Origin of the sequence: Bradyrhizobium sp. TM239, from assembly GCF_036247985.1 — a bacterium.
Taxonomy (GTDB): Bacteria; Pseudomonadota; Alphaproteobacteria; order Rhizobiales; family Xanthobacteraceae; genus Bradyrhizobium; species Bradyrhizobium ottawaense.
The window spans coordinates 1-23,897 of record NZ_BTIR01000019.1 but is presented as its reverse complement, the minus strand read 5'-3'; the positions used below and the strand labels follow the sequence as shown (position 1 = coordinate 23,897).

Genomic DNA, 23,897 nt, shown 5'->3' with positions numbered 1-23,897 from the left:
GGGTGCCCTGCCGGCCTATCGGCTCAACTTTAGAACTTCACCTGCGGCGTGGCCTCGACTTCGGTGCGGCTGGCGCCGAGATCGAAGAAGTCCTTCCTGGTGAAGCCGAACATGCCGGCGAACAATGCCGCGGGCATCTGCTGGATGCCGGTGTTGTATTCCTGGACCGCGTTGTTGAAAAAGCGGCGGCTCGCCGCGATCTTGTTCTCGAGATCGGAGAGCTCGGATGCGAGCTGCTGGAAATTGGCGTTGGCCTTGAGGTCGGGATAGGCCTCCGACAGCGCGATCAGCCGGCCGAGCGCGCCGGAGAGCTGGTTTTCCGCCGCGGACACCTGCGCCGGGCCCTGCGCCGACATCGCCGAATTGCGTGCCTTAATGACGTCGTCCAGCGTGCCGCGCTCATGCGAGGCATAGCCTTTCACGGTCTCGACCAGGTTCGGAATCAGATCGTGGCGCTGCTTGAGCTGCACGTCGATATCGGCAAAGGCCTGGCCGACCCGCTGGCTCAGCGCCACCAGGCGGTTGTAGGCGCTGAACGCCAGGAATACGAGAACGACGATGACGCCGAGAACGATCCAGCCGGTCGACATGGAGAACTCCTGATGGGGGAAGAAGCTGGGCGCTAGCCTAGACCAAATTGACGCGAGATGAGAGCCCGGCGCAGAGGGAAGGTAAGACTTGGTCGAATGGGGAGCCGCCCGAGTTCAAGGCAAAAGCGGGTCGCGAGGTTAACTTTCGACAATGACTGCGTCGCCCCAGCGCCAACGCCGGGCACCTGCATAGGCGGCCTTGTCCCGCCGGGGGACCTTCGCGAGTTCGACACCGTGCACCGTGCAGAGCTTCGCGGTAATCTCAGCCTTGCCGACATCCGGCGGCGCCAGCACGCGCGCGGCGCGCACGGCGGGCGGCGTGCGCGTCAGCGCGACGTAGATGAAGCGCTCGTCCTCGAACGGCACCTCGGCGCCCTTGATCTGGCGGTGTGCCTGCGAGCGCGGCAGGCGCTGGTTGAAATGACACCAGTCGGGCGCGCTGAGCGGGCAGGGCTTTTCGTGCGGGCAGGGCGCGGCGACAAAGGCACCCAGCGCGATCAGTTGCTGACGCAGCGCGAGGATGCGGGCGTAGCCGGCGGGCGTGCCGGGTTCGATCACGACCAGGGCGTGACGCGCTTTCGTCCACATCGCTTCCGCAAGCTTGCGCTGATCGCCTTCTGTGAGCTCGCCGACGACGTAGCTGGCGACGACGAGATCAGCTGGCGAGACCTCCGTGAGGTTGCCGCCGGCGTCGCCGGGCAGATAGCGGCATTCCAGGAGTCGCGTGCTGCCGCGCGCCAGTTCCAGCGCAAGCCGGCTCAGCGCGGCGTTGGCGTCGAGCAGGGTAAAATCCTGTAGCGAGGGAAAGGCTTCCGCAGCGGCCCAGCTCGCGGTGCCCGGGCCCGCGCCGACGTCGAGTAGCGTTTCCGGAGTGAGATCCGGTGCGATCTGCGTCAACGCATTGAGGCTTGCAGCGACGGCCGCGTAGGTCGCCGGCATGCGCGCCAGCGCATAGGCGAGCGCATCGGCGTCCGACTTGATCGTGCCGGAGCCGCCGCCGGTGCGGTAGCTGGTCGAGATTTTCTGCGAACGCTGCGCGGCGTCGGTGCGGGAGAAGCCCTGAAGCTTGCCGTCAAGGGCGGCCTTGAGTTCAGCGGGGAGGGTGGGGGAGATCATCATCAACCTCACGTCATTCCGGGGCGCGCGACGCGCGAACCCGGAATCCAGAGATTGTGGTTCGAGATTCCGGGTTCGATGCTGCGCATCGCCCCGGAATGACGGTCAATCTTCTCAAGCCACGTTCTGGTCGAGAATGTCCACGGCCTCTGACAGGCTGACCGACACCAGCTGCGACACGCCGCGCTCGGCCATGGTAACGCCGAACAGCCGGTTCATCCGCGCCATCGTGATCGGATTGTGCGTGATGATGATGAAGCGCGTGTCGGTCGAGCCGGTCATCTCGTGGAGGAGGTTGCAGTACCGTTCGACGTTGTGGTCGTCGAGCGGTGCGTCGACTTCGTCCAGCACGCAGATCGGCGACGGGTTGGTCAAGAACACCGCGAAGATCAGCGCCATCGCAGTCAGCGCCTGCTCGCCGCCCGAGAGCAGCGACAGCGTCTGCGGCTTCTTGCCCGGCGGTTTTGCGATGATTTCGAGGCCGGCTTCCAGCGGATCGTCGCTCTCGATCAAATGCAGCGCGGCTTCACCGCCGCCGAACAGCTCGACGAACAGGCGCTTGAAGTGGTTGTTGACCACCTCGAACGAGGTCAGCAGCCGCTCGCGCGCCTCCTTGTTGAGGCTCTGGATGCCCTGGCGCAGACGCTTGATGGCTTCGACGAGGTCGTCGCGTTCGGTGACGAGGCCGGTGTGCTGGGTCTCGACCTCGCGCAGCTCTTCCTCGGCGCGCAAATTGACGGCGCCGAGGCGCTCGCGGTCGCGGCGCATCTTTTCGAGATCTTCCTCGATGTCGTGCAGCGGCGGCAGCTCCGCGCCGGGTTCGATCTCGGCGAGGCCGGCGACGGCCTGCGGCTCGACCTCAAGCATGTCGCGGATCTCGCGCTCGATGTCCTCGAGCCGGCGCCGCGCGCCTTCCATACGCTCCTCGGCGCGGGCGGTGGCCTCGCGCGAGCTGGAGAGCGCTTCCAGCGTCAGCTTCGCGGCACGATCGGTTTCCGCCATCAGGGATTCGGCGGTGGCGAGCGCGTCGGCGGCCATGCGGCGGTCGTTCTCGGCGTATTCGATCTCGGTGATCAGCGCGCTGCGCTTCTCGGCGAACACTTGCGGCGCGTTTTCGAGCTCGCTGCGCTCGATCGTGAGCTCCGCAATGCGAGCCTGGATGGTGTCGATGTGGGAGGCCGCGCTCTCCTTGCGGTTCTGCCACTCGGTGCGTTCGGCCAGGATCGCCTGCACGCGGCGGTCGGCAAGCTCGGCCTCGCGGGCCAGCGCCTGCGCCTCGGCACGGACCTGGGCGGCCATCCGGCGATGGCCTTCGATGTCGCTGCGGACCGCGGCGAGACGGGTCTCGGTATCCTCGCTCGACGGCAGCTCGCTGATGCCGGCCTCGGCATATTCATAGGCAGCTTCGGCCTCGGCGCGGTCGGCGGCGAGACGGCTGTGGGCTTCCGACAGCGTCGCCTTGCGCGCGGCGTGGCGGCTGATCTCGCGCTCGGCGGTGGCATGACGCTCGCGCGCGATGTTGAGCTCGCGCTGCGCGGCGCGCCAGGCTTCGCGGCTGGCACCTTCGGTGCTCGCTGCCATCTGCAGCTCGGACTCGGCGTTCTCAAGCGCCTGACGCTTGATCTGCGCGTCGATGCGGGCCTGCTCCAGCTCGTTCTCGATGTCGACGAGACGGGCGCGCTCGGCAAGGCGCCGCGCGGCACCGGTCGGCGCATGAGCCGCCGCGACAAAGCCGTCCCAGCGCCAGACGTCGCCCTCGGGCGAGACCAGCCGCTGGCCGGTCTTGAGCTGCGAGACCAGCTCGGCGCCGCGCTCGCGTGGCACCACGCCGATCTGGGCCAGACGGCGCGTCAGCTCGGCCGGCGCCTGCACATGATTGGCGAGCGGCACGGCGCCTTCCGGCAGCTCCGGATCGCCGTCGGTGTGTCCGACATTGGTCCAGCGCATCGGCGCCGACGGGTCGATCGGGGCATCGAGATCGTCACCGAGCGCGGCGCCGATCGCCTTTTCAAAGCCCTTGTCGACGGTGATGCCGTCGATGATCGGCGGCCACAGATTCTTGGTCTCGCCGTTGAGGATCTTGGAGATCGTGCGCGCCTCGGTTTCGAGCCGCTGCGCGCGCTTGTCGGCTTCGACGAGCGGTGAGCGCGAGGATTCCAGCGTCTGGCGGGCGGCGACGTGCGCGGCTTCGCTCGCTTGCGCCGCGGCTTCCGAGGCGGCCAGCGTCTGCTCCGCGGTCTCGACCGTCGCGGTCAGCTCGTCGAGATCGCCGAAGCCGCCGGTCTCGGCGGCAAGCTTCTGCTCTTCCGCGGCGACGTTCGCGATCTCCTGGTCGAGCCGGGCAAGCTTGTCGCGATGGGTGCGGACGTTGGCCTCCAGCTGGTTGCGCTTGGCGGTGAGGTCGGCGAGCGCGGTGGTGAGCTCGGCGAATTGCTGCTCGGTCTCGGTCAGCACCGCCTCGGCTTCGCCGACGCGTTCATCGACGCCTGAGCGCTTCTCGACACGCGACTTGATCTCTTCCTTCAGCTCCGAGTCTTCGGTGTCGAGCCGCTGCAGCGCGACGTCGGCGTCCATGGTTTGTTGCTGCGCACGGGAAATGTCGCCTTCGAACTGGGCGAGGCGGCGCTCGAGTTCGGCGACGCGCTCCTTGGCGCGCTCCTCCTCGCGGTCGAGCAGCTCGCGGGCATTGGTCAGGCGCTGGAGGCCTGCCGCGGCGCGCGCCTCGGCATCGCGCAGCGCCGGCATTTCGGCGGCCCGGATGGCCTGGATGCGAGCGGCTTCGGCCTGATGCTGGGTGCGCTCGGCCATCTCGCGGACGGCGAGATCGTGGGTCTGGCCGGATTCGTTGACGTCGGCATGGGCGCCGATCCAGCGCAGGTGGAACAGGGTTGCTTCGGCCTTGCGGACCTTGGCCGCGACTTCGCGGTAGCGCACGGCCTGGCGGGCCTGCTTCTTCAAGCCTTCCATCTGGCCTGCGAGCTGGCCGATCACGTCCTCGACGCGGGTGAGGTTGGTTTCGGCCGCCTTCAGCCGCAGCTCGGCCTCGTGGCGGCGGGCGTGCAGACCGGCGACGCCGGCGGCGTCTTCCAGCACGCGGCGGCGCTGCTCGGGCTTGGCCTGGATGATCTCGCCGATCTTGCCCTGGTGGACGAGGGCCGGCGAGCGCGCGCCGGTGGCGGCATCCGCAAACAGGATCTGCACGTCGCGGGCGCGCACGTCGCGGCCGTTGATGCGATAGACCGAGCCGGCTTCGCGCTCGATGCGGCGGGAGATTTCGAGCAGCTGGCTGTCGTTCATCGCCGCTGGCGCGGTGCGATCGGCATTGTCGATCGTCATCGTCACTTCGGCGTGGTTGCGCGCGGGACGGTTGCCGGAGCCGGCGAAGATCACCGCGTCCATGTCGGCGGCGCGTAAGCTCTTGTACGACGTTTCACCCATCGCCCAGCGCAGCGCTTCGACGAGATTCGACTTGCCGCAGCCATTGGGTCCGACCACGCCGGTCAGGCCGGGTTCGATGACGAAGTCCGTGGGCTCAACGAAGGACTTGAAGCCGTGAAGGCGCAGGCGGGTGATTTTCATAAACACGCATCTCTGTTGGCAGGCGCGAATCCCCCTGCCGGGACAATACCATGGAAGGCAGTGTCGCTATCCGGGCGAGTCGCGCGAGGCGCCTCATGCGGCTGGACAATGGCCGCGGTGCGCCGCGAGGGCAACCGGCGAAAGCCGCTTTTCCCAAGGGATTTATGCCGGGAAAGATACGGCTTTCGAGATGCGAATCAGAATTGGGGCGTGCGAATCAGCTCTTCAGCAGCGGATTGATCTTCTTGGCGAATTCCTCGAACGAGGCCTCGCCCTTGATCTTCTCGCCGTTGATGAAGAAGGTCGGCGTCGAATCCACCTTCAGAACGTCGCTGGCATATTTCTGGTCGGCGGCGATCTTGTCGAGCAGCGCCTGATCCTTCAGGCAGGCCTCGACCTGCTGCTGGGTGAGACCGGCCTGCTTGCCGATCCGCGTCAGGGTCTCGGTGGTGTTCTTCACCACCCAGTCGTTCTGCTGGCGGAACAGCATGTCGGTGACCGCGAAGTATTTCGGCCCGTCGCCATTGGCGATGCAGCGCGACAGCATCGAGCCGGCGGCGGCTTTGATGTCGAGCGGGAACTCGCGGAAGATGTAACGCACCTTGCCGGTGTCGATGTATTCCTTCTTGATCTTGGGGAACACCTGCTCGTTGAAGGCGGCGCAGTGCGGGCAGGTCATCGAGGCGTATTCGGTGATGGTGACGGCGGCATCGTTCGGGCCGAGCGCCATGTCGGGCAGTGACACGGGCTTGGTGACGTCGGCGGCGGACTGCGCCGCAGCCTCCGAGATGAACCGCAGCGGCGACAGCCCGGCGAGCGCGGCAAGCCCGGTCAGCGACAGCATCGTGGTGAAGGCGCGGCGGGTGATGATCAAGGTCGGCTCCCGAATTGGCAAAATGTCGCCCCAGGGGTCTATGAAGTTCCCGCCCGGGCGGCCTGTCGCTAGCTTGAAACGTAGCTTGAGGCAATGGCGAGCGGTAGAGACGGGTCCAGATTGGCCGCGAAATAAGGCTCAATTTCGCTTGATGGCGGCCCCCAGCCGCGCCAGCGCCGTCTTCAGTTGTTCATCTTCGATGTCGCCCAGGCTCTCCGCCACCTTGGCCACCGATTTGGGATCGGGCGGGCCGGGTCGGACCGGTCGGCGCGGGCGCGACAGCGGAGCCTGGCGGAAGGCGAGCTTGCCGACCGCGCTCCAGCCGAAGAAGCGGTTGACGCGCTCCAGGATCACGTCCGCGGAATGCTGAATCTCCAGTGCCATCGGCCCCTCGACCCGCAGCACCAGGGTCGCCGGCTCCTGCGGCTGGCCCTCCACCGGTCGCGGCCATTGCATCTTCAGCGGCTCGGCATGGGCGGCGATTTCGGGACCTGCGATCTGCGCCCACCGGGTCACCAGCTCGCGTGCCGCAAACCCCTGCTTGGCATAGGCCTCGGCAAAGACGTCGTTGAGCAGGATACCCAGCGGCTTGGCGCTGATCGGACCGGGTTTGGGAGGGAATTTGGACATGGGTCCTTATAGCACTTCGGCGGGCGGACCACAGACCCGCGGCGCGTCATGGCCGGGCTTAGCCGTCCGAAGGACGGCGTCGCTTTCGCTCGCCTATGTCCCGGCCATCCCCGTTCTTCGCTCGAAGAAAGGCGTGGATGCCCGCGACGAGCGCGGGCATGACGTAGAGAGGCTGGTGCATTGCCGTTACAGTGCAGGAATGAGCTCCAGATCCGTCCGTAAGCCGAAGCCGGAACCTTCTCAGCCGGAGACATCATCACGCCCGGTGGCGTTGCTCGCCTGGTACGACCGCCACCGGCGCCGGTTGCCCTGGCGGGCCGCGCCCGGCGAGACGTCGGATCCCTACCGCGTCTGGCTGTCGGAGATCATGCTGCAGCAGACTACGGTGAAGGCGGTCGGGCCTTACTTCGAAAAATTCGTCGCGCGCTGGCCGGATGTCACCGCGCTCGGACGGGCCTCGCAGGATGATGTGCTGCGGATGTGGGCCGGGCTCGGCTATTACTCGCGCGCGCGTAACCTGCACGCCTGCGCGGTCGCGGTGACGCGCGAGCATGGCGGCAGCTTTCCCGACACCGAGGAGGGGCTGCGTGCGCTGCCGGGCATCGGGCCGTACACGGCGGCGGCGATCGCGGCGATCGCCTTCGATCGCCATACCATGCCGGTCGACGGCAATATCGAGCGCGTGGTGTCGCGGCTCTTTGCAGTTGAAGATGAACTCCCGCAGGCGAAACCTCTGATCCAGCAACGGGCGGCGACGCTGCTTGCAAACTCCCGCGCCGGCGACAGCGCGCAGGCGCTGATGGATTTGGGCGCCTCGATCTGCACGCCGAAAAAGCCGGCTTGCTCGTTGTGTCCGTTCACTGAGGATTGCACCGCGCGCCTCCAGGGCACGCAGGAGACCTTTCCGCGCAAGGCGCCGAAGAAGAGCGGAACGTTGCGACGCGGAGCGGCCTTCGTCGTCACACGCGGCGAGGAGCTGCTGGTCCGCAGCCGGCCCGAAAAGGGCCTGCTCGGCGGCATGACCGAAGTGCCCGGCTCGGACTGGCTCGCCGGCCAGGACGACGCGGCGGCGAAGCTGCAGGCGCCGGCGCTGAAGGGGCTGTCGCGCTGGCAGCGCAAAATGGGTGTCGTCACCCACGTCTTCACGCATTTTCCGCTGGAGCTGGTGGTCTACACGGCCAATGCCGCAGCCCGCACCGGCGCGCCCGAGGGCATGCGCTGGGTCCCGGTCGCCACCCTTGCGGACGAGGCACTGCCCAACGTCATGCGCAAGGTGATCGCGCACGCGCTCAACCTTTCAGCGGGCTCGTCCTCGTCCTCCTGACAGCACGCTGGCAGCAGCGCTACGCTATCGGGGTGGGAAATGGAGGCTGCCAATGGTCAAGACCGCGCTCGACAATTTTACAAGGCCCCCCTGTGCGGAGCTGTTGGGATGGCGCCTGCTCGATGCCCGCCCCGAGGAGGGCTGGATCAAGCTCGGCTTCGAGGGCAAGCCGGAGTTCTGCAATCCGGCCGGCTTCATCCAGGGCGGCATGCTCTCGGCCATGCTCGACGACACCATGGGCCCGGCGGTGCTGGTGATGAGCGAGGGCCGGCTCTACACCACCACGATCAGCATGACCGTGAATTTCCTCAGCCCCGCAAGACCCGGTCCGATCATCGGGGAGGCGAAGGTGACGCAGCTCGGCAAGACCATTGCGTTCGTCGAGGCCAAGCTGATGGCGGAGAACGGCACGGTGCTGGCGACGGCCAGCGCGACCGAGCGGTTGCTGGAAGCGGCAAGGGTGGTGCGGTAGTCGTTACCGTCGGGGCCGTGTCGCGGAGTGCTGCGCGCAAGGCTTATACAACGCCTGAAGTGCTTTGCCGCGCAGCAAGATGAGTTGCGGCCTCAACCCGCCGCGCGCCGCGATCCAACGCTGCACCGGCCCGGGATACATGGAATATAGGTAATTGGTGGCGTCAGGGTCGGTAATCGTCCTTCCCTTCCGACCGAAATCCCAAGCAGCGTGGAAGCCGAGAGCGGCCTTCGAGGTCACACAGATTTTGTCAGCGGCAACTGCACCGAGAACGATGGTGCACGATGAGGCACAAAGTCCATCGATGATGACGGTCTCTCCGGAAGTGCGCAGGCGTTCATATCTGTCAACATAGGTGTCGATTAGTCCGCCACGATCGCCAGCGATCCGTATCGCCGCATGACTTGCGTGCACTTCGGCCAGCAAGATAGCCGCCGCAAGCAACCCCGCCCGGAACTTCATGATCGCAGCCTCGGTTATTCGCGTCTATCGAATGGACAAATTTCTCTCGCATCCAAGGATTGGCTTAGATCGAAGCGCACCAGCGGGCGGTCGCGGCCGCTCATGGTCTTCAGCCTCGGCCTGAAAGCGCTGGACCATCCCGGGTCTTTGAAACAGACAGGCGTTGATCTAGGTCAATTGGACATGCAGGGCGCGCCAAATGATGGGGCAAGTGCCTGTCCCGTTGACGGCATCACCCTGCGGATAGAACCGGCACTCCAATGACGGGAGGACGCCCATGTTTCGATATGCTCTGGTTGGCTTGGCCGCAGCCGCTCTTGTCGGCGCAAGCCTTGTTCCCGATGACGCACTCGCGCGCGGCGGCCGCGGAGGAGGTGGCGGCTATCGGGGAGGGGGATTTCACGGAGGAGGCGCGCACTACAGAGGCGGTGCCGTTCACGCTGGTCGCTACGGCGGCCGCGCTCACGTCTCCCGGCCGATAGCAGGGTACCCCGTAGCACGTACTGCGGCGCGCAGAGGCGTCTACCGGGGAGCCGCATACGGAGCCGCGGCAGTAGGAGTCGGAGCGGCGGCGGCAGGTGCGTACGGCTACTACAACAACCGTTGCTACGATGCCTACGGCAATTGGGTGTGTTCCGGACAGTATGGATATTGACGGGCCGTGACGGACGCGGGGCGGTTGGACAACTCTTACCGCCCCGCCTTCAGGCGCTCGCGCGCTTCGCATCTCCACTGACGATCGGCGGCTTCGCGTTCAGCGCCTCGACCTGGAAGCCCGCAACGCGCTTGTAGTTGGCGGCGATGTCTTCCAGTTCCTTCTGCGACAGCACGTCGGTGACGACCTCAAAGCCGTCGGGCGCGCGCTCCTCGACCAGCTGCATCACCTGCTCGGGTCCGTTCTTGCGGTTGAGCAAGACGAGGTCGGTGGTCGCGGGGCGGCGCTCGGCCTCATAGGCGAGCAGCGCTGCGGTCGTCGGTCCAAGCGCGAGAATCTCGCGGGTGATGGTGCGGGCATCGAGGATGGCCTGCGAGGCGCCGTTCGAGCCGATCGGATACATCGGATGCGCGGCATCGCCCATCAGCGTGACCTTGCCGAAGGTCCATTGCGAGACCGGATCGCGGTCGACCAGCGGATATTCGTAGGCGTGCGGGCAGTTCTTGATCAGGCCGGGCACGTCGAGCCAGTCGAACTGCCAGCTCTCGAACCAGGGCAGGAACTCCTCCAGCCGCGCGGTGCGGTTATAGTCCTCGCGCCGCCACTGATAGGTCGGCGGCATGTGGCGCTCGGCGACCCAGTTGATCAGATGGTTGCCCGCCGCGTCCGGCGCCTTGCTGATCGGATAGCAGACGAATTTCAGGATCTCATGGCCGGCCATGATCATGGTGCGGCCGGTCAGGAAGGCCTTGGAGGGCGTGACGCCGCGCCAGAGGATGCGGCCGTTCCAGATCGGCGGGCCTTCATGGGGATAGAGCTTTTCGCGCGCGGCGGAATGGATGCCGTCGGCGGCGATCAGGATCGTGCCGTCGTAACTCCCGGCGGCCTTGCCGGTCGCCCGGTCGATGAAGTCGGCGCGCACGCCGTCTGCCGTCTCGGTCCAGCCGGTCAGATGGTGGCTGGTGAGGATGTTGTCGGGGCCGAGCCGCTCGATCGCGGTGTCGAGCAGGAGCTGTTGCAGCGTGCCGCGATGGATCGAGAATTGCGGCCATTTGTAGCCGGCCTCCAGCCCGCGCGGCTCGCTCCAGATCGGCTTGCCGTGCTTGGAGAAATAGGCGAGCTCGCGCGTCCGCACCCCGCTGGCGTCCAGTCTGTCCATCAGCCCGAGCTCGATCAGCTCGCGCACCGCATGCGGCAGCACGTTGATGCCGACGCCCAGCGGCTTCAGTTCCGCGACGCTTTCGAAGACTTTTGCGGGAACGCCGATCTGGTGCAGGCTGAGCGCAAGCGTCAGCCCGCCGATGCCGCCACCGGCGATGAGTACGGTCATGACAAAATCCCCCTCCGATTGACGGCGTCTTCGCACAGCCGGGCGGCCGTGGGCAACTGCGAAGAGGCCCCCCTATGGACGGCGCGGCGGAGGGCCGTTAACCTCGGGTTTTCCCCATGAGGTCCGACATGCTCAAGCTCTACTACGCAACCGGCACCTGCGCGCTCGCCACGTACATCACCCTGGAGGAGGCCGGTGCCGACTACACGGCCGAACGGCTGAGCTTCAAGGACAACCAGCAGAGCAGCCCGGATTATCTCAAGATCAACCCGAAGGGCCGTGTGCCGGCGCTGGTGACCGATCGCGGCGTCCTCACCGAGACGCCGGCGATGCTGGCCTATCTCGCGCAGACCTTTCCCAAGGCGAAGCTCGCGCCGCTCGACGATCCCTTCGACTTCGCCCAGGTACAGTCGTTCAACTCCTACCTCTGCTCGACCGTGCACATCAATCATGCCCACAAGATGCGCGGCCCGCGCTGGGCGACGCAGGAGAGCTCGTTCGCCGACATGAAGGCGATGGTCCCGAAGACCATGGCCGCCTGCTTCGCCCTGATCGAGCAGAAGATGTTTCGGGGGCCCTGGGTGATGGGCGATCAGTTCACGATCTGCGACCCCTATCTCTACACGCTCTCGACCTGGCTCGAAGGCGACAGCGTCGACATCAACGCAACCCCGAAGATCGCCGACCATTTCAAGCGCATGTCGGATCGTCCCGCCGTGGCAAAGGTGATGGCCGCGCAGAAGGCGTAAGGACAACATGCTCCGCTGTCGTCCCGGGCAAGCGTAAGCGTAGACCCGGGACCCCATACCGCGGAAGCTATCGATTGTGATCGGTAGAAATCCCGAACGACCAGTCTTCGCCAGACCGCATCCTGTGGTTATGGGTCCCGGATCGGCGCGCGCCTGGGGCGCGCTTCCGGGACGACACCGTGTTTGTTGAGGCTGCGTCCTACCCAGCACGCCGTTCTTTCTTCTCCAGCTCCCGCCCCGTCTCCAGCATCAGCCGCCGCAGCCAGATCGAGCCGGGGTCCATCTGCGCGCGGGTCGGGTAGAACATGAACTGCTCGTCGATCCCGGGGTCGAGCGGCGGCGTTACCGCGACGAGGCCGAGCTGTTTCGACAGTGCCGCGATCAGCCGGCGCGGCACGAAGGCGACGAGATCGGTGCGGGCGGCCACGTGCAGCGCTTCGAGATAGCCTGACACGACCAGCGAGATGTGCCGCTCGATGCCCTTGGCCCTGAGCCAGGTGTCGATCAGATCCTCATTGCTGCCTCGGATGATCACGCCGACATGGCGCGCGGCCAGGAACGTCTCGCGCCGCTTCAGCTTCGCGGCCAAGGGGTGGCCGCGCCGCACCGCCAGCGCGTCGCTGTCGACGTAGAGCAACTGGCGGTGAAAGCCCTTGAAGGCGTTGCCGATCGAAATCACGAGGTCGATGGTGCGGGCGAATTCGGCGTGGAAGATCGCCGATCCCCGCCATGGCACGACGTCGATGCGGACGTTGGGCGCGGCCCGCGTCACTTTCTCCATCAGCGGCGGCATCAGCAGCTCGACTGCGAGATCCGGCATCATCAGGCGGAATTGCCGCTCGCTGCGTGCGGCATCGAACTCGTCAGGCACGAACAGCCCGCGCACCTGATCGAGCGCCTGTGCCAGCGGCGCGCGCAGGGCCTGCGCCCGCGGTGTCAGCTCCATTCGCGCGCCGGTGCGCACCAGCAGCGGATCGCCGAGAATGTCGCGCAGGCGCTGCAACGCGTGGCTGGCCGCCGGCTGCGACAGGCCCATGCGAAGCGCGGCGCGGCTCACACTGGCCTCGCGCAGCAGGGCGTCGAGCGCGGTCAGCAGGTTGAGGTCAAGCGAATTCAAATTCATCAGGCGAATAGATATCATATTCTCTATCGATTTGAAGAATTTTGATGCCGCGGCGATCATCTGCGCGTTCCCACCAAACGGAGATGCCGCCATGAACGCGAGCGCCAACAAGAAACTGATGCAGGACATTTTCGCCGCCGCCGCCAATCCCGATCCGGCCGCACGCGATCGCGCCCTGTTCACCGCAAGCCTTGCCGAGGATGCCAAATGGATAGTGACCGGCCAGTATTCCTGGTCGCGCGTCTTCTCTGGCAAGGAGTCGATCCTCAATGATCTGCACGGCTATGTGCGCACCCGCCTGCGCGACCGCACGCGCACGGTCGCGCACCGCTTCATCGCTGACGGTGATGTGGTCGTCGTGGAGGCCAAGGGCGACAACGTCACGCCCGAAGGCGTGCGCTACGACAACGATTATTGCCTGGTGTTTCGTCTCGAGGACGGCAAGATCAAGGAGATCCGCGAGTATTGCGACTCGATCCTGACCGAGCGGGCGCTCGGTCCTTTTCCGCAAGCACCGGCGAGGGCTGCGAGCTGAGTGGATTGCGCGTCGCGTCCGCCGGCGGGTTTCATCGGGCGGAGCCGGCGATGGTCGTGCGGGCGTGGCGGGCGCTGGTCGAAACGGTCCGTATCAGGCGCGAACGGTCCCGGGCCCGGGATCAACTCGTCGCCATGAGCGAGCGGGAGCTTCTGGACTGCGGGATGACCAGGGCGGAGATCGCGTACGAGCTGCACAAGCCCCGCCGGCGGAAATAAAGAGTCGAGGGTACGGCCCGCGCCTCTCCAGATATTCCAGTGCCGGCGGAACCTTCGGATTCCGCCGGCGTTTCCTTCGCTTCCGGGGCAATCGCGCCCCCGGCATTGCGCGCGTGTGGGAATTTCATGCTGGCTGGGGTTTCGGACGTCTCGACACAGGTGAACCCTGGCTTCCCCGGACTTCGTGAGCGGCTGAGAGATGCGACTGCGGCTGCGCACCGTGAACTCGATGCGCAACTTTCGTCGTTCGATCTCACCGTCTTGGCGGGCTATCGCCGCTTTCTTCAAGCCAGCGCCGGCGCGCTTCTTCCGCTCGAGGCCGCGCTCGTCGTCGCAGGCGTCGCCAGGATATTTCCGGACTGGCCGGAGCGGTCGCGCAGTGCCGCGATCGCGGCTGATCTCGGGCGGCTCGGCAGCGCCGCGCGATCCACCGTATCCGTGCCGCCGCTGACGCCCAGCGGCATGCTCGGTACGATGTACGTGCTGGAGGGCTCTCGGCTCGGGGCCAGGTTCCTGCTGAAAGAGGTCGCGGAGGCCGCCGACCTGCGCATGACGGAGGCCACCAGCTATCTCGGCCATGGTGCAGGCAAGCGCCTGTGGCAGAGTTTCCTGTCGAAGCTTCAAGGCGAAGAGGCCTGCGACGAGGTCGAGGCGATCGCGGCGGCGCGGGTTGCCTTCGCCGCGTTCGAGCGGGCGGCGGAGCGGGCATGAACGAGGCGGTCAATCTCACCAATTGCGATCGCGAGCCGATCCACGTTCCCGGCAGCGTGCAGCCGTTTGGGTTCATGCTCGCTGTGCTCTCGGATTTTACGATCTGCATGGCCTCGGACAATGTCGGCAGCTTTCTCGGAAGCGACGTCTCCGATCTGCTCCAGCAGCCGTTGACGAGCGCCATCTCCGAAGCCGCTGTCGAGACCATCCGCGGCCGCGTCGACTATTTGAGTGGGCCGGATGCGACCGAGCGCCTGTTCGGCGTCGAGCTCCAGGCCGGCAAGCCGCTTTACGATCTCTCGATCCATTTCTCCGGCGTCTACCTCATCGTCGAGGCGGAGCCGAGCGTCCTCGAGCCCGGCGTCAATTCCGGCGAGCTCGTCCGCCTGATGCTCGAACGGATCCGCAAGACGCGCGGCATGACCGAGCTCGCGCGGGAGGCGGCGCGTCAGCTCAAGGTGCTGACCGGATTCGATCGGGTCATGGTCTACCAGTTTCACCCGGACGGATCGGGCGAGGTGATCGCCGAGACCGCAGAAGCAGGGCTCGAATCCTTCCTCGGCCTGCGTTATCCTGCATCGGATATCCCAAGGCAGGCGCGCGCCCTCTACCAGCGCAATTGGCTGCGCATCATTGCCGACGTCAACGCCAGGTCGGCTGCCCTGATGTCGACCGCCACGCACAATGCGGGATTGCTCGACCTGTCGATGAGCGTGCTGCGCTCGGTCTCGCCGATCCATATCGAATATCTGCGCAACATGGGGGTCGCCGCCTCGATGTCGGTATCGATCCTGCGCGATGGCAAGCTGTGGGGTCTGTTCGCCTGTCATCATTATTCGCCGCGGTACATTTCGTTCGACAAGCGCACGGCCTCCGAGCTGTTCGGGCAGATGTTTTCCTGGATCGTCGAGGGACGCGAGCGCGAGGGCGATGTCGCCTATGAGGCGCGGGCCCACCAGGTCCAGGAGCGGTTGATCGAGATCGCGGCCTCCCACGAGCACAGCCGCCGCGCGATCGTCGACTTTCTCGGCGACTACCGCAAGATGATCGACTGTGACGGCGTCGCGGTGTGGTCCGACAACAAGATCGCTCTCGAGGGAGACACGCCGACCGAAGACGAGGTGAAGGACCTCGTGGCCTTCATCAACCGGACCTCGCCGGGCCGGATCTTCGCCAGCGCCGAGATCGCCAAGGTCTATGCCGCCGGCCAGGCTTTTCGCGACCGCGCGGCGGGTTTTCTCGCCATTCCGATCTCACGGACCCCGCGCGACTGCCTGATCTTCTTCCGGCGCGAGGTTACGCGGTCGGTGAACTGGGCCGGCGCTCCCGACAAGATCTACGACGAAGGTCCGAACGGGCCGCGCCTGACGCCGCGCAAGAGCTTCGAGCTCTGGCAGGAGACGGTGGCGGGCCAGTCGAAACCGTGGTCGGCAGCGGACATCCGCATCGCCGAGAGTCTGCGCGTCACACTGCTGGAAGTGATCCTGCAATTGTCCGACCTCGCCGCGCGCGAGCGCCGCGGCGCGCAGGAGCGGCAGGAGCTGATGATCGCCGAGCTCAATCACCGCGTCCGCAACATCCTGAGCCTGGTCCGCGCGCTGGTGGCGCAGAGCAAGGACACGGCGATGAGCGTGGAGGAGTTTGCGAGCGTTCTCGGCGGTCGCATCCAGGCCCTGGCCCGCGCCCACGACCAGATCACCAATCTGAACTGGGCGCCGGTGGCGCTGCGGACCCTCCTCGAATCGGAGGCCGGCGCCTATCTCGGGGCGCGCGCGGACCGGGTGAAGATGGGCGGCCCGGACGTCGCGCTTGATCCCAAGGCGTTCGCCACGCTGGCCCTCGTCGTCCACGAGATGATGACCAATTCCGCCAAATACGGCGCGCTCGCCGATTCCACCGGCAGCGTCGAGGTAGTCTGGCGCCTCGATCCCTCGTCGAGCCTCGTGATCGAATGGAAGGAAAGCGGCGGGCCACCGGTGCAGCCACCGTCGCGGCGCGGCTTCGGCACAACGATCATCGAGCGCTCGGTGCCGTTCGATCTCAAGGGCGATGCCGAAATCCGCTTCGACCTTCTGGGCGTGCAGGCGACGTTCGTCATTCCCCCCAATTTCGTCGAGCTGGTGCCGTCGATAGCAGGAGCCGCCATGCGTCTTGAGGAACAGCAGTCCAGCCGGCCCCGGATCTCCGAGACCGCGCTGATCGTCGAGGACAATCTGATCATCGCAATGGCGGCGGAGGTCATCCTGCTCGATCTCGGCGCGCGTCACGTCGACACCGCCGCGACCGTCGACCAGGCGCTGCGCTCGATCGAGCGGACCCGGCCGAGCTTTGCCCTGCTCGATCTCAACCTCGGCAGCGAGAGCAGCATCAAGGTGGCGCAGAAGCTGAAGGAGATCGGCGTGCCCTTCATCTTCGCAACCGGCTATGGCGAGCGCGCGCCGCTTCCGGTGGATCTGGCCTCGGCGCCGGTGGTTCAGAAGCCGTACACGCTGGAAGTGGTCGAGCACGCGCTCGGCAAATTGCAGCAGGCTGGCGCCCAATAGTCGTTCGTCCTGTGAACGCATGCAGCTCTGCGCATCCCGCTCGGGATTCGTACGCGAACTTTGCATAGCTGCTGACAAAAGCAGCAGTTTTCGCGCCCGCAGATCCAGATCGCGCGAAAAATTTGAAGGTTCAATTAACGAGTGTCCCCCATTGTGTCGCAGTGCAGCGTGGGTCGCAAAGACGCGCGGCTGCCAGGGTGGTCGTGGTGATTTGCCGGAATTGTTCGGCCGCTCGAAGTGAAATGCATCTGGGTGGACAGTGGGAATGCCGAAGTTTCGTTTGCGGATCAGGGGACGCCTGTACGCAGGCTTCATGGCCTTGGTGGTGGTTGGTCTCGTGATGGCGGTGGTTGCCGTCTGGAATTTGCGGGCGGTGCAGGATCAGGTCGCAAGACAATCCGCACTTTCGGACAGCACGGCGCGGGTTTTGGAGATATCGACCCAGCTTCAGGCGATCCAGCGGGCCAATCTGCGTTACGTCTACGACGCCAACGAGCCCGCGATGAAGGAGGCGCAAGAGCGGGAAACCGCTGCGACCGAGCTGTTGCGGGTCGGCGCCAAGGGGACGCTCTCGGAGGATCGACGAGCGCTCTACAACGGCCTCATCGACGACATTGCCAAGATGCGACGCCTGCGTGACAATCTCGGCGACGCCGTCAACGAGGCGAGAACGGGCAAGGCGACGTTGCTGCCGAGCGGCGAGGAGCTCGCCGTCAAGATGGGCAAGCTGGTCGATGCGGCGCGCGCCGCCGTCGACGAAGACACCGCGGCCCTCGTCGCCGACCTCGAATCCAGGATCCTCCTTGTTCGGGTCGCAAACTGGCGTTTCCTCGCGCTGCGCGACGCGCAGGGACCCGCGAATTTCAGGGCGAGCGTAGACAGGGCGGCGCAGCGGCTCGCGGCGATCGAAAAGAGCCCGCAGGCGGCGGAATTGCGATCCACGCTCGCGCCGGTGAAGACCTCGCTCGGAATCTACAAATCGGCGTTCGAGACGACATCCGCCGCGATGCTTCAGGCCGACGAGATCTACCACAAGAGCCTCGCGCCCCTCATCGTCGACAGCGTCGGCAGGCTCAAGGCCGCGGAAGCGACCCTGAAGAAGGACTATCAGGAATCGCGTACGACCGCCGAAGCCGTGATCGCGGGTACGACGACCATTCAGGAGATCGCCGGTGGCCTCGCCGTCCTGTTCGGCTGTATCGTCGCCTTCCTGATCGCCCGCGGCATCGTCGGTCCCCTGGCCTCGATGACGCGCGCGATGGGCCTGATCGCCGGCGGCAATCTCGAGGTCGAGATTCCCGGCCGCGGCAAGGCCGACGAGATCGGCGACATGGCCAAGGCGATCCAGGTGTTCAAGGACAATATGGTCGAGACCGAGCGCCTGCGCGCCGAGCAGACCGAGGTCGAGGCGCGGCAGGCGGAAAACCGCAAGAAAGACATGGTCAGGCTCGCCGATCAGTTCGAGCAGGCGGTCGGCGAGATCGTCAACACCGTGTCGTCGGCATCGAACGAGCTCGAAGCCTCCGCCGGCACCTTGACCACGACCGCCTCGCGGGCCCAGGACCTGTCGACGGAGGTCGCCAGCGCCTCGCAGGAGGCCTCGGCCAATGTGCAGGCGGTTGCCTCGGCGACCGAGGAGCTGTCCTCCTCGGTGTCGGAGATCGCCCGCCAGGTGCAGGAATCCGCCCGTATCGCGGTCGAGGCCGTCGGTCAGGCGAGCAGGACCAACGACCGTGTCGGCGCGCTCTCCAAGGCCGCCGCGCGGATCGGCGACGTGGTCGAGCTGATCAGCACCATCGCCGGCCAGACCAACCTCCTGGCACTGAACGCCACCATCGAGGCGGCGCGCGCGGGTGAAGCCGGCCGCGGCTTTGCCGTGGTCGCCTCCGAGGTCAAGGCGCTCGCCGAGCAGACGGCGAAGGCCACCGGCGAGATCGCCCAGCAGGTTTCCGGCATCCAGGCCGCGACGGAGGAATCGGTCGGCTCGATCAGGGAGATCAGCGGCACCATCGAGCGGCTGTCGGAGATTTCGTCGACGGTCGCGGCCGCCGTGGAGCAGCAGGGCGCGGCGACGCAGGAGATTTCCCGCAACGTCCAGCAGGCGGCCCATGGCACGCAGAGGGTGTCGTCCAACATCGGCGACGTGCAGCGTGGCGCCTCCGAAACCGGATCGGCCTCATCGCAGGTGCTGTCGGCGGCACGCTCGCTGTCGGCCGACAGCAACCGCCTCAAGCTCGAAGTGGCCAAGTTCCTTAACTCGGTCCACGCCGCCTGAATCTCGAACGCAAAAAGGCCACGCGCATGCGCGTGGCCTCGAGAACGGCGCGGCGCGATCAGGCGACCTTGGTCGCCATGTGCTTGAACATGTTGGCGCGTGCCTCGTCGTCCATCTCGGCCTTGAAGCTGAACTTGTCCTTCAGCGCGATCGCGCGTGCCGCCGCGGGGCGGGCCGAGATCTCGTCGACCAGCCGCTTCACGTTCGGGTAGCGCGCAAAGGCGTCGTCGCCGAGCTTGAACGGCAGCATCCGTGCCCAGCCCCACAACGCCATGTCGACGATGGAATAGCTGTCGCCAACCATGTAGCTGCGCCCTTTGAGGTGACCGTCGAGAATCCTGTAGTGGCGATCTGTCTCGTACTGGTAGCGGTTATGGGCGTAATCGTGGTTCTGGTCCTTTGGCGCAAAATGCTTGAAGTGCACGGCCTGACCCGAATACGGCCCGACGCCGGTTGCGATGAACATCAGCCATGACAGCGTCTCGCCGCGCACGCTCGCGGCGGGCAGGAACTTGCCGGTCTTCTCGGCGAGATAGAGCAGGATGGCGTTGCTGTCGAACACGATGGTGCCGCCATCGTCGATCGCCGGCACCTTGGCATTCGGATTGATCTTGAGGAATTCCGCCGTGAACTGCTCGCCCTTGCGGGTGTCGATCTTCACCGGCTCGAAGGGCAGGCCGGACTCCTCCAGATAAAGCGCGACCTTGGTCGGGTTCGGCGATCCGTTGAAATAGAATTTGAGCATCGATCTCCCCAGTGTTTTTGCAAGGCGCGGACGCAGCGTCATTGCCGTGCGGCCTGTCTTGCCCGAACCCGTTGCGGGAGGGCAACCGGCGAGTTTGCCGGGCGGTATCTGCGCGCCACGCAGATCAGCCGGCGTAACAAAGGCCGATTGCCGCCGTAATGACCATCGCGGCGCCGACCGCTTCCAGCCGCAGCCCGAGCCGCGTGGCCAGATGCACGTCGGAGGCCCGCGCCGCGCGCTCCGATCCGCGCGCGTAGCCGTGAACGATGACGTCGTGATTGAAATTGTCGTGCGCCTCATTGCTGCTGGCGAGCCCGACAGAAATCACGAGCACGCCGAACAGCGCGAGGCCGAAGAATCCGAGCAGGGCGATCAGGAACATCGGAAACATGCCGAGCAGGAAGATCGGCAGCAGCGGCACCAGCAGCAAAGTCTCGGACTGTCGTCGCATGGGGCCCACCGGTCAGGACGGGGCTGATCGGGCGAATCTAGTCCTGGCGGGGGCGGCTTTCAACCACCACTGCTGTCATTCCGGGGCGCGCCTCTTGCGCGAGCCCGGAATCCATTGGGCCGCATGTGCTGTGGTTGGATGGATTCCGGGTTCTCGCTTCGGGAGCCCCGGAATGACGGCGGAGAGGATCACTCCGCCGCCATGCCGGCGCGGATTTCGGCGCGCAGCTCGTCGATCAGCTTGAGGCCCTTCTTGGTCTCGACGTGCCAGAAGGTCCAGCCGTTGCAGGCTTGGGCGCCTTGCGCCACCGCGCCGATACGATGGATCGAGCCGACCTTGTCGCCGAACATGATGGCGCCGTCGGCACGGACCAGCGCGCCGAGCTTCTTCTTGGCGTCGAACAGCTTCGTGCCGGGCATGATCATGCCGCGCTCGATCAGTTCGGAGAAGGCGACCCGCGGCGCTTCGCGCGCGGTCATGAACGGGGCAAGGCTTGCCTCCGGCAGCGGCTCGACCGCGGCGATGCGGGCTTCCGCAGCCTTGGCATAGGTCTTGTCGCGCTCGAAGCCGATATAGGAGCGGCCGAGGCGTTTGGCGACGGCGCCGGTGGTGCCGGTGCCGTTGAAGGGATCGATCACGAGATCGCCGGGCTTCGATGAGGACAGTAGCACGCGCGCGAGCAGGCCTTCCGGCTTCTGCGTCGGATGCACTTTCTTGCCGTCGGCGCCCTTGAGGCGCTCCTCGCCGGTGCAGAGCGGGATCAGCCAGTCGGAACGTGCCTGCACGTCCTCGTTCGCGGCCTTCAGCGCCTCGTAATTGAACGTGTAGCCCTTGGCCTTCTCGTCGCGCGCGGCCCAGATCATGGTCTCGTGCGCGTTGGTGAAGCGGCGGCCGCGGAAATTCGGCATCGGGTTCGACTTGCGCCAGACGATGTCGTTCAGGAGCCAGAAGCCGAGGTCCTGCATGATCGCGCCGACGCGGAAGATGTTGTGATAGGAGCCGATCACCCAGATCGTCGCCGACGGCTTCATCGCGCGGCGCGCGGCAAGCAGCCAGGCGCGGGTGAAATCGTCATAGGCGGAGAACGAATCGAACTTGTCCCAGTCGTCGTCGACGGCGTCGACATGGGATTCGTCGGGGCGCTTGAGATCGCCCTTGAGCTGGAGATTGTAGGGCGGATCGGCGAACACGAGATCGACCGAACCAGCCTGAAGCTTCGACATCTCGGCGACGCAATCACCGAGGATGATGCTGTGCGAAGCGGACTCGAAATTTGTGCGGGGCGCCCTTGCAGACGCCCCGCGACGCGACACTACCATGACTCAAGAACTCTGACTCAGGCGACGCTGTCGGCGACGCGGGACCAAACAACCGACTGACCGTTACAATGAAGCGGCAAAGTAAAAATCGACTTAACCCGCCGCTTTCGTGGGCAGGCCTCGCATCGCTCCCCGCGTCCGATTCATCGCGCGCATTCGCCGTGTTTTGCAGTGGATTTCGCGTTTCGTCGCGTTGCGGGAGCGATCATGGCTCCAAAAAGGCGTCAATTTTCTCTCGGAAAAAATTGCTCGACCCTCGGAAAAAATTGCTGGCATCGGCATGCTGTCGCACTAGGCAATAATTGCCGAGCGGGATATTGATAAAAGCAACGGAAATTTTACGTGTGTGGCGCGTTGAGCTTTCGCGCTTCCGCGCCCAAATGATGCCAATCGAGGACTGAGGGAAACCCGCCATGCGCTACGATGATTTCCGCCGCAGCGACGACATCGAGGATCGTCGCGATGATGGTGGAGGCGGCGGTGGCGGAGGCGGGTTCGGCCTGCCGATGGGCGGCGGCGGGCTCGGCATCGGCACCATCATCGTGCTCGGCCTCGTCGGCTACGCCTTCGGCATCGATCCGCGCATCCTGATCGGCGGCGCCGAGATCCTCACCGGCGGCGGCCAGGCGCCGAGCTACCAGACCGATCGCCAGTCGTCTTCGACCGCCAAGCGCGGCGCCCCGACCGACGAGATGGGCAGCATGATCTCCGGCATTCTCGGCGAGATCGACGACCGCTGGAGCGAGATCTTCCAGGCCTCGGGCCAGTCCTACACCGGGCCGAAGGTCGTGCTGTTCCGCAACGTCACCAATGGCGGCCGCTGCGGCCGGGCAGAGTCGGCGATGGGGCCGTTCTATTGTCCGCCGGATCGCACCATCTTCCTCGACACCTCGTTCTTCCGCGAGGTCGAGACGCGCTTCCGCGGCTGCTCCGGCAAGTCCGCCTGTAACTTCACCACCGCCTACATCATCGCGCACGAAGCCGGCCATCACATCCAGAACCTGCTCGGCATCATTCCGCGCGTGACGCGGCTGCAGCAGCAGGCGGGCTCGAAGGCGGAGGCCAACGCGCTCCAGGTGAAGGTGGAATTGCAGGCCGATTGCCTGTCCGGCGTCTGGGTCAATCGCGAGTCGAAGAAGCGTCCGAACTTCCTGGAAGCCGGCGACATCGACGCCGCGCTGACCACGGCGAGCGCGATCGGCGACGATACGCTGCAGCGCCAGGCCACGGGACGCGTCGTGCCTGACTCCTTCACCCACGGCTCGGCCGCGCAACGCAAGCAATGGTTCATGACCGGCTACCAGCAGGGCTCGGTCCAGGCCTGCAACACGTTCGGCGGCGGGCAGTAGTTGCAACAAGCGTCCGTGCCCGGACGCAGCGTGAAATATGATGCGCCATTGCCCATCTGGGAATCCGGGAGTAGTGGCGTCATCCTGAAGTCTCGCCTCTTGGCGAGCCCTTGAGGATGGCGAGCCCGCGGCCCATCCTTCGAGGCTCGTCCCGCGGTGCGCTTGCACCGCAGGCCGAGCGCCTCAGGATAACGGCGGTGGTCGGGGAAACGGGAGTAAGGTCATGGCCTCCATTGACGAAGCAAAACAGTTCATCCCGCTCGACATCGCGGTGCTCACCGTGTCCGACACCCGTGCGCTCGCGGATGACAAGTCCGGCCAGACGCTTGCCGACCGCCTAGCCGCGGCCGGCCATCGTCTCGCCGCGCGCGAGATCGTCACCGACGATGTCGAGGCGATCCGCGCCGTCGTTCGCCGCTGGATCGCAGATAGCGGCATCGACGTCGTCATCACGACTGGCGGCACCGGCTTCACTGGACGCGACGTCACGCCGGAGGCGATCGAGCCCTTGTTCGAGAAGCGCATGGACGGTTTTTCCATCGCCTTCCACATGCTGAGCCACGCCAAGATCGGGACCTCGACGATCCAGAGCCGCGCCACCGCCGGCGTCGCGGGCGCGACCTACATCTTCTGCCTGCCCGGCTCCCCCGGCGCCTGCCGCGACGGCTGGGACGGCATCCTGGCCGCTCAGCTCGACTACCGCACGCGCCCCTGCAATTTCGTCGAGATCATGCCGCGGCTGGACGAGCATCTGCGAAGGCCGAAGGCGAAAGGCGCGACGGCGTGATTGCGGATAGCTCTCGGCGTCTCCCCGCATCATCAGTCTGGTAGCAACCATTAAAGCACG

At 65.8% G+C, this 23,897-nt stretch carries 21 protein-coding genes; 10 read left to right on the top strand and 11 right to left on the bottom strand.

Annotation, left to right across the window (positions count from 1 at the left end; all coding sequences use genetic code 11):
- Positions 1-29: 29 nt before the first annotated feature.
- The 5 genes from AABA84_RS27930 to AABA84_RS27910 all read right to left on the bottom strand — a co-directional run bounded on the left by AABA84_RS27930 (position 30) and on the right by AABA84_RS27910 (position 6,789).
- Positions 30-590 (bottom strand): LemA family protein, encoded by a 561-nt coding sequence (locus AABA84_RS27930; RefSeq protein ID WP_212249293.1) that lies wholly within the window; start codon positions 588-590, stop codon positions 30-32.
- A 138-nt stretch (positions 591-728) separates the two neighbouring features.
- Positions 729-1,709: a small ribosomal subunit Rsm22 family protein gene (locus AABA84_RS27925; RefSeq protein WP_338313768.1), complete on the bottom strand. Its 981-nt coding sequence runs from the start codon at positions 1,707-1,709 to the stop codon at positions 729-731.
- Between the two features lie 111 nt (positions 1,710-1,820).
- A complete protein-coding gene (smc, locus tag AABA84_RS27920; RefSeq protein ID WP_338313767.1) occupies positions 1,821-5,285 on the bottom strand; it encodes a chromosome segregation protein SMC in 3,465 nt (1,154 codons plus the stop codon).
- Positions 5,286-5,502: 217 nt separating this feature from the next.
- Positions 5,503-6,159 carry a DsbA family protein gene (locus tag AABA84_RS27915; RefSeq protein ID WP_038972146.1) on the bottom strand — a complete coding sequence of 219 codons (657 nt, stop codon included), beginning with the start codon at positions 6,157-6,159 and terminating at the stop codon, positions 5,503-5,505.
- A 138-nt stretch (positions 6,160-6,297) separates the two neighbouring features.
- The gene (locus tag AABA84_RS27910; protein ID WP_028141692.1) at positions 6,298-6,789 is read right to left on the bottom strand and encodes a DUF721 domain-containing protein; all 492 of its coding nucleotides are present in this window, start codon (positions 6,787-6,789) and stop codon (positions 6,298-6,300) included.
- Between the two features lie 199 nt (positions 6,790-6,988).
- Between AABA84_RS27910 and mutY the strand changes: the two genes are divergently transcribed.
- Both mutY and AABA84_RS27900 read left to right on the top strand, forming a co-directional pair.
- Complete coding sequence (mutY, locus tag AABA84_RS27905; protein WP_338313766.1) at positions 6,989-8,113, top strand: A/G-specific adenine glycosylase; 1,125 nt, start codon at positions 6,989-6,991, stop codon at positions 8,111-8,113.
- A gap of 52 nt (positions 8,114-8,165) precedes the next feature.
- Entirely contained in the window at positions 8,166-8,585 is a 420-nt protein-coding gene (locus AABA84_RS27900; protein ID WP_338313765.1) for a PaaI family thioesterase, read from the top strand.
- Between the two features lie 3 nt (positions 8,586-8,588).
- Here the strand turns inward: AABA84_RS27900 and AABA84_RS27895 are convergent, their stop codons facing one another.
- The gene (locus AABA84_RS27895; RefSeq protein WP_338308930.1) at positions 8,589-9,047 is read right to left on the bottom strand and encodes a hypothetical protein; all 459 of its coding nucleotides are present in this window, start codon (positions 9,045-9,047) and stop codon (positions 8,589-8,591) included.
- A gap of 704 nt (positions 9,048-9,751) precedes the next feature.
- Positions 9,752-11,032, bottom strand: a complete 1,281-nt coding sequence (locus tag AABA84_RS27890) for a flavin-dependent oxidoreductase (protein WP_338313764.1) — start codon at positions 11,030-11,032, stop codon at positions 9,752-9,754.
- 128 nt (positions 11,033-11,160) lie between these two features.
- On the opposite strand from AABA84_RS27890, the gene AABA84_RS27885 reads away from it, so the two are divergent.
- Positions 11,161-11,781, top strand: coding sequence for a glutathione S-transferase family protein (locus tag AABA84_RS27885; RefSeq protein WP_212249376.1), 621 nt, complete (start codon positions 11,161-11,163; stop codon positions 11,779-11,781).
- Positions 11,782-11,980: 199 nt separating this feature from the next.
- Here AABA84_RS27885 and AABA84_RS27880 read toward each other — a convergent pair whose 3' ends face one another.
- The gene (locus AABA84_RS27880; protein WP_212249377.1) at positions 11,981-12,904 is read right to left on the bottom strand and encodes a LysR family transcriptional regulator; all 924 of its coding nucleotides are present in this window, start codon (positions 12,902-12,904) and stop codon (positions 11,981-11,983) included.
- Positions 12,905-12,995: 91 nt separating this feature from the next.
- On the opposite strand from AABA84_RS27880, the gene AABA84_RS27875 reads away from it, so the two are divergent.
- The 5 genes from AABA84_RS27875 (at position 12,996) to AABA84_RS27855 (ending at position 19,186) form a co-directional block, all read left to right on the top strand.
- The gene (locus tag AABA84_RS27875; RefSeq protein WP_212249300.1) at positions 12,996-13,439 is read left to right on the top strand and encodes a nuclear transport factor 2 family protein; all 444 of its coding nucleotides are present in this window, start codon (positions 12,996-12,998) and stop codon (positions 13,437-13,439) included.
- 50 nt (positions 13,440-13,489) lie between these two features.
- A complete protein-coding gene (locus AABA84_RS27870) occupies positions 13,490-13,657 on the top strand; it encodes a DUF1127 domain-containing protein (protein ID WP_338313784.1) in 168 nt (55 codons plus the stop codon).
- Positions 13,658-13,783: 126 nt separating this feature from the next.
- Positions 13,784-14,368, top strand: a complete 585-nt coding sequence (locus AABA84_RS27865; RefSeq protein WP_338313763.1) for a biliverdin-producing heme oxygenase — start codon at positions 13,784-13,786, stop codon at positions 14,366-14,368.
- A complete protein-coding gene (locus tag AABA84_RS27860) occupies positions 14,365-16,911 on the top strand; it encodes an HWE histidine kinase domain-containing protein (protein ID WP_338313762.1) in 2,547 nt (848 codons plus the stop codon). Before AABA84_RS27865 ends, AABA84_RS27860 begins: the two co-directional genes overlap by 4 nt.
- 265 nt (positions 16,912-17,176) lie before the next feature.
- Positions 17,177-19,186 carry a methyl-accepting chemotaxis protein gene (locus AABA84_RS27855; protein WP_212249303.1) on the top strand — a complete coding sequence of 670 codons (2,010 nt, stop codon included), beginning with the start codon at positions 17,177-17,179 and terminating at the stop codon, positions 19,184-19,186.
- A gap of 58 nt (positions 19,187-19,244) precedes the next feature.
- Here AABA84_RS27855 and AABA84_RS27850 read toward each other — a convergent pair whose 3' ends face one another.
- The 3 genes from AABA84_RS27850 to AABA84_RS27840 all read right to left on the bottom strand — a co-directional run bounded on the left by AABA84_RS27850 (position 19,245) and on the right by AABA84_RS27840 (position 21,701).
- Positions 19,245-19,931, bottom strand: a complete 687-nt coding sequence (locus AABA84_RS27850) for a glutathione S-transferase family protein (protein ID WP_338308934.1) — start codon at positions 19,929-19,931, stop codon at positions 19,245-19,247.
- A 124-nt stretch (positions 19,932-20,055) separates the two neighbouring features.
- Positions 20,056-20,382, bottom strand: a complete 327-nt coding sequence (locus AABA84_RS27845) for a hypothetical protein (RefSeq protein WP_338313761.1) — start codon at positions 20,380-20,382, stop codon at positions 20,056-20,058.
- Positions 20,383-20,570: 188 nt separating this feature from the next.
- Positions 20,571-21,701, bottom strand: a complete 1,131-nt coding sequence (locus AABA84_RS27840; protein WP_283814261.1) for a site-specific DNA-methyltransferase — start codon at positions 21,699-21,701, stop codon at positions 20,571-20,573.
- A gap of 413 nt (positions 21,702-22,114) precedes the next feature.
- Between AABA84_RS27840 and ypfJ the strand changes: the two genes are divergently transcribed.
- Positions 22,115-23,050 (top strand): KPN_02809 family neutral zinc metallopeptidase, encoded by a 936-nt coding sequence (gene ypfJ / locus AABA84_RS27835; RefSeq protein WP_338308936.1) that lies wholly within the window; start codon positions 22,115-22,117, stop codon positions 23,048-23,050.
- Between the two features lie 223 nt (positions 23,051-23,273).
- A complete protein-coding gene (moaB, locus tag AABA84_RS27830; protein WP_212249307.1) occupies positions 23,274-23,837 on the top strand; it encodes a molybdenum cofactor biosynthesis protein B in 564 nt (187 codons plus the stop codon).
- Positions 23,838-23,897 lie beyond the last annotated feature (60 nt).

What these genes read in the sequence shown, in the direction of transcription:
- AABA84_RS27930 (WP_212249293.1), bottom strand. Translation starts at nt 590, where the DNA reads ATGTCGACCGGCTGGATCGTTCTCGGCGTCATCGTCGTTCTCGTATTC.
- AABA84_RS27925 (WP_338313768.1), bottom strand. Translation starts at nt 1,709, where the DNA reads ATGATGATCTCCCCCACCCTCCCCGCTGAACTCAAGGCCGCCCTTGAC.
- smc (WP_338313767.1), bottom strand. Translation starts at nt 5,285, where the DNA reads ATGAAAATCACCCGCCTGCGCCTTCACGGCTTCAAGTCCTTCGTTGAG.
- AABA84_RS27910 (WP_028141692.1), bottom strand. Translation starts at nt 6,789, where the DNA reads ATGTCCAAATTCCCTCCCAAACCCGGTCCGATCAGCGCCAAGCCGCTG.
- mutY (WP_338313766.1), top strand. Translation starts at nt 6,989, where the DNA reads ATGAGCTCCAGATCCGTCCGTAAGCCGAAGCCGGAACCTTCTCAGCCG.
- AABA84_RS27900 (WP_338313765.1), top strand. Translation starts at nt 8,166, where the DNA reads ATGGTCAAGACCGCGCTCGACAATTTTACAAGGCCCCCCTGTGCGGAG.
- AABA84_RS27895 (WP_338308930.1), bottom strand. Translation starts at nt 9,047, where the DNA reads ATGAAGTTCCGGGCGGGGTTGCTTGCGGCGGCTATCTTGCTGGCCGAA.
- AABA84_RS27890 (WP_338313764.1), bottom strand. Translation starts at nt 11,032, where the DNA reads ATGACCGTACTCATCGCCGGTGGCGGCATCGGCGGGCTGACGCTTGCG.
- AABA84_RS27885 (WP_212249376.1), top strand. Translation starts at nt 11,161, where the DNA reads ATGCTCAAGCTCTACTACGCAACCGGCACCTGCGCGCTCGCCACGTAC.
- AABA84_RS27880 (WP_212249377.1), bottom strand. Translation starts at nt 12,904, where the DNA reads ATGAATTTGAATTCGCTTGACCTCAACCTGCTGACCGCGCTCGACGCC.
- AABA84_RS27875 (WP_212249300.1), top strand. Translation starts at nt 12,996, where the DNA reads ATGAACGCGAGCGCCAACAAGAAACTGATGCAGGACATTTTCGCCGCC.
- AABA84_RS27870 (WP_338313784.1), top strand. Translation starts at nt 13,490, where the DNA reads ATGGTCGTGCGGGCGTGGCGGGCGCTGGTCGAAACGGTCCGTATCAGG.
- AABA84_RS27865 (WP_338313763.1), top strand. Translation starts at nt 13,784, where the DNA reads ATGCTGGCTGGGGTTTCGGACGTCTCGACACAGGTGAACCCTGGCTTC.
- AABA84_RS27860 (WP_338313762.1), top strand. Translation starts at nt 14,365, where the DNA reads ATGAACGAGGCGGTCAATCTCACCAATTGCGATCGCGAGCCGATCCAC.
- AABA84_RS27855 (WP_212249303.1), top strand. Translation starts at nt 17,177, where the DNA reads ATGCCGAAGTTTCGTTTGCGGATCAGGGGACGCCTGTACGCAGGCTTC.
- AABA84_RS27850 (WP_338308934.1), bottom strand. Translation starts at nt 19,931, where the DNA reads ATGCTCAAATTCTATTTCAACGGATCGCCGAACCCGACCAAGGTCGCG.
- AABA84_RS27845 (WP_338313761.1), bottom strand. Translation starts at nt 20,382, where the DNA reads ATGCGACGACAGTCCGAGACTTTGCTGCTGGTGCCGCTGCTGCCGATC.
- AABA84_RS27840 (WP_283814261.1), bottom strand. Translation starts at nt 21,701, where the DNA reads ATGGTAGTGTCGCGTCGCGGGGCGTCTGCAAGGGCGCCCCGCACAAAT.
- ypfJ (WP_338308936.1), top strand. Translation starts at nt 22,115, where the DNA reads ATGCGCTACGATGATTTCCGCCGCAGCGACGACATCGAGGATCGTCGC.
- moaB (WP_212249307.1), top strand. Translation starts at nt 23,274, where the DNA reads ATGGCCTCCATTGACGAAGCAAAACAGTTCATCCCGCTCGACATCGCG.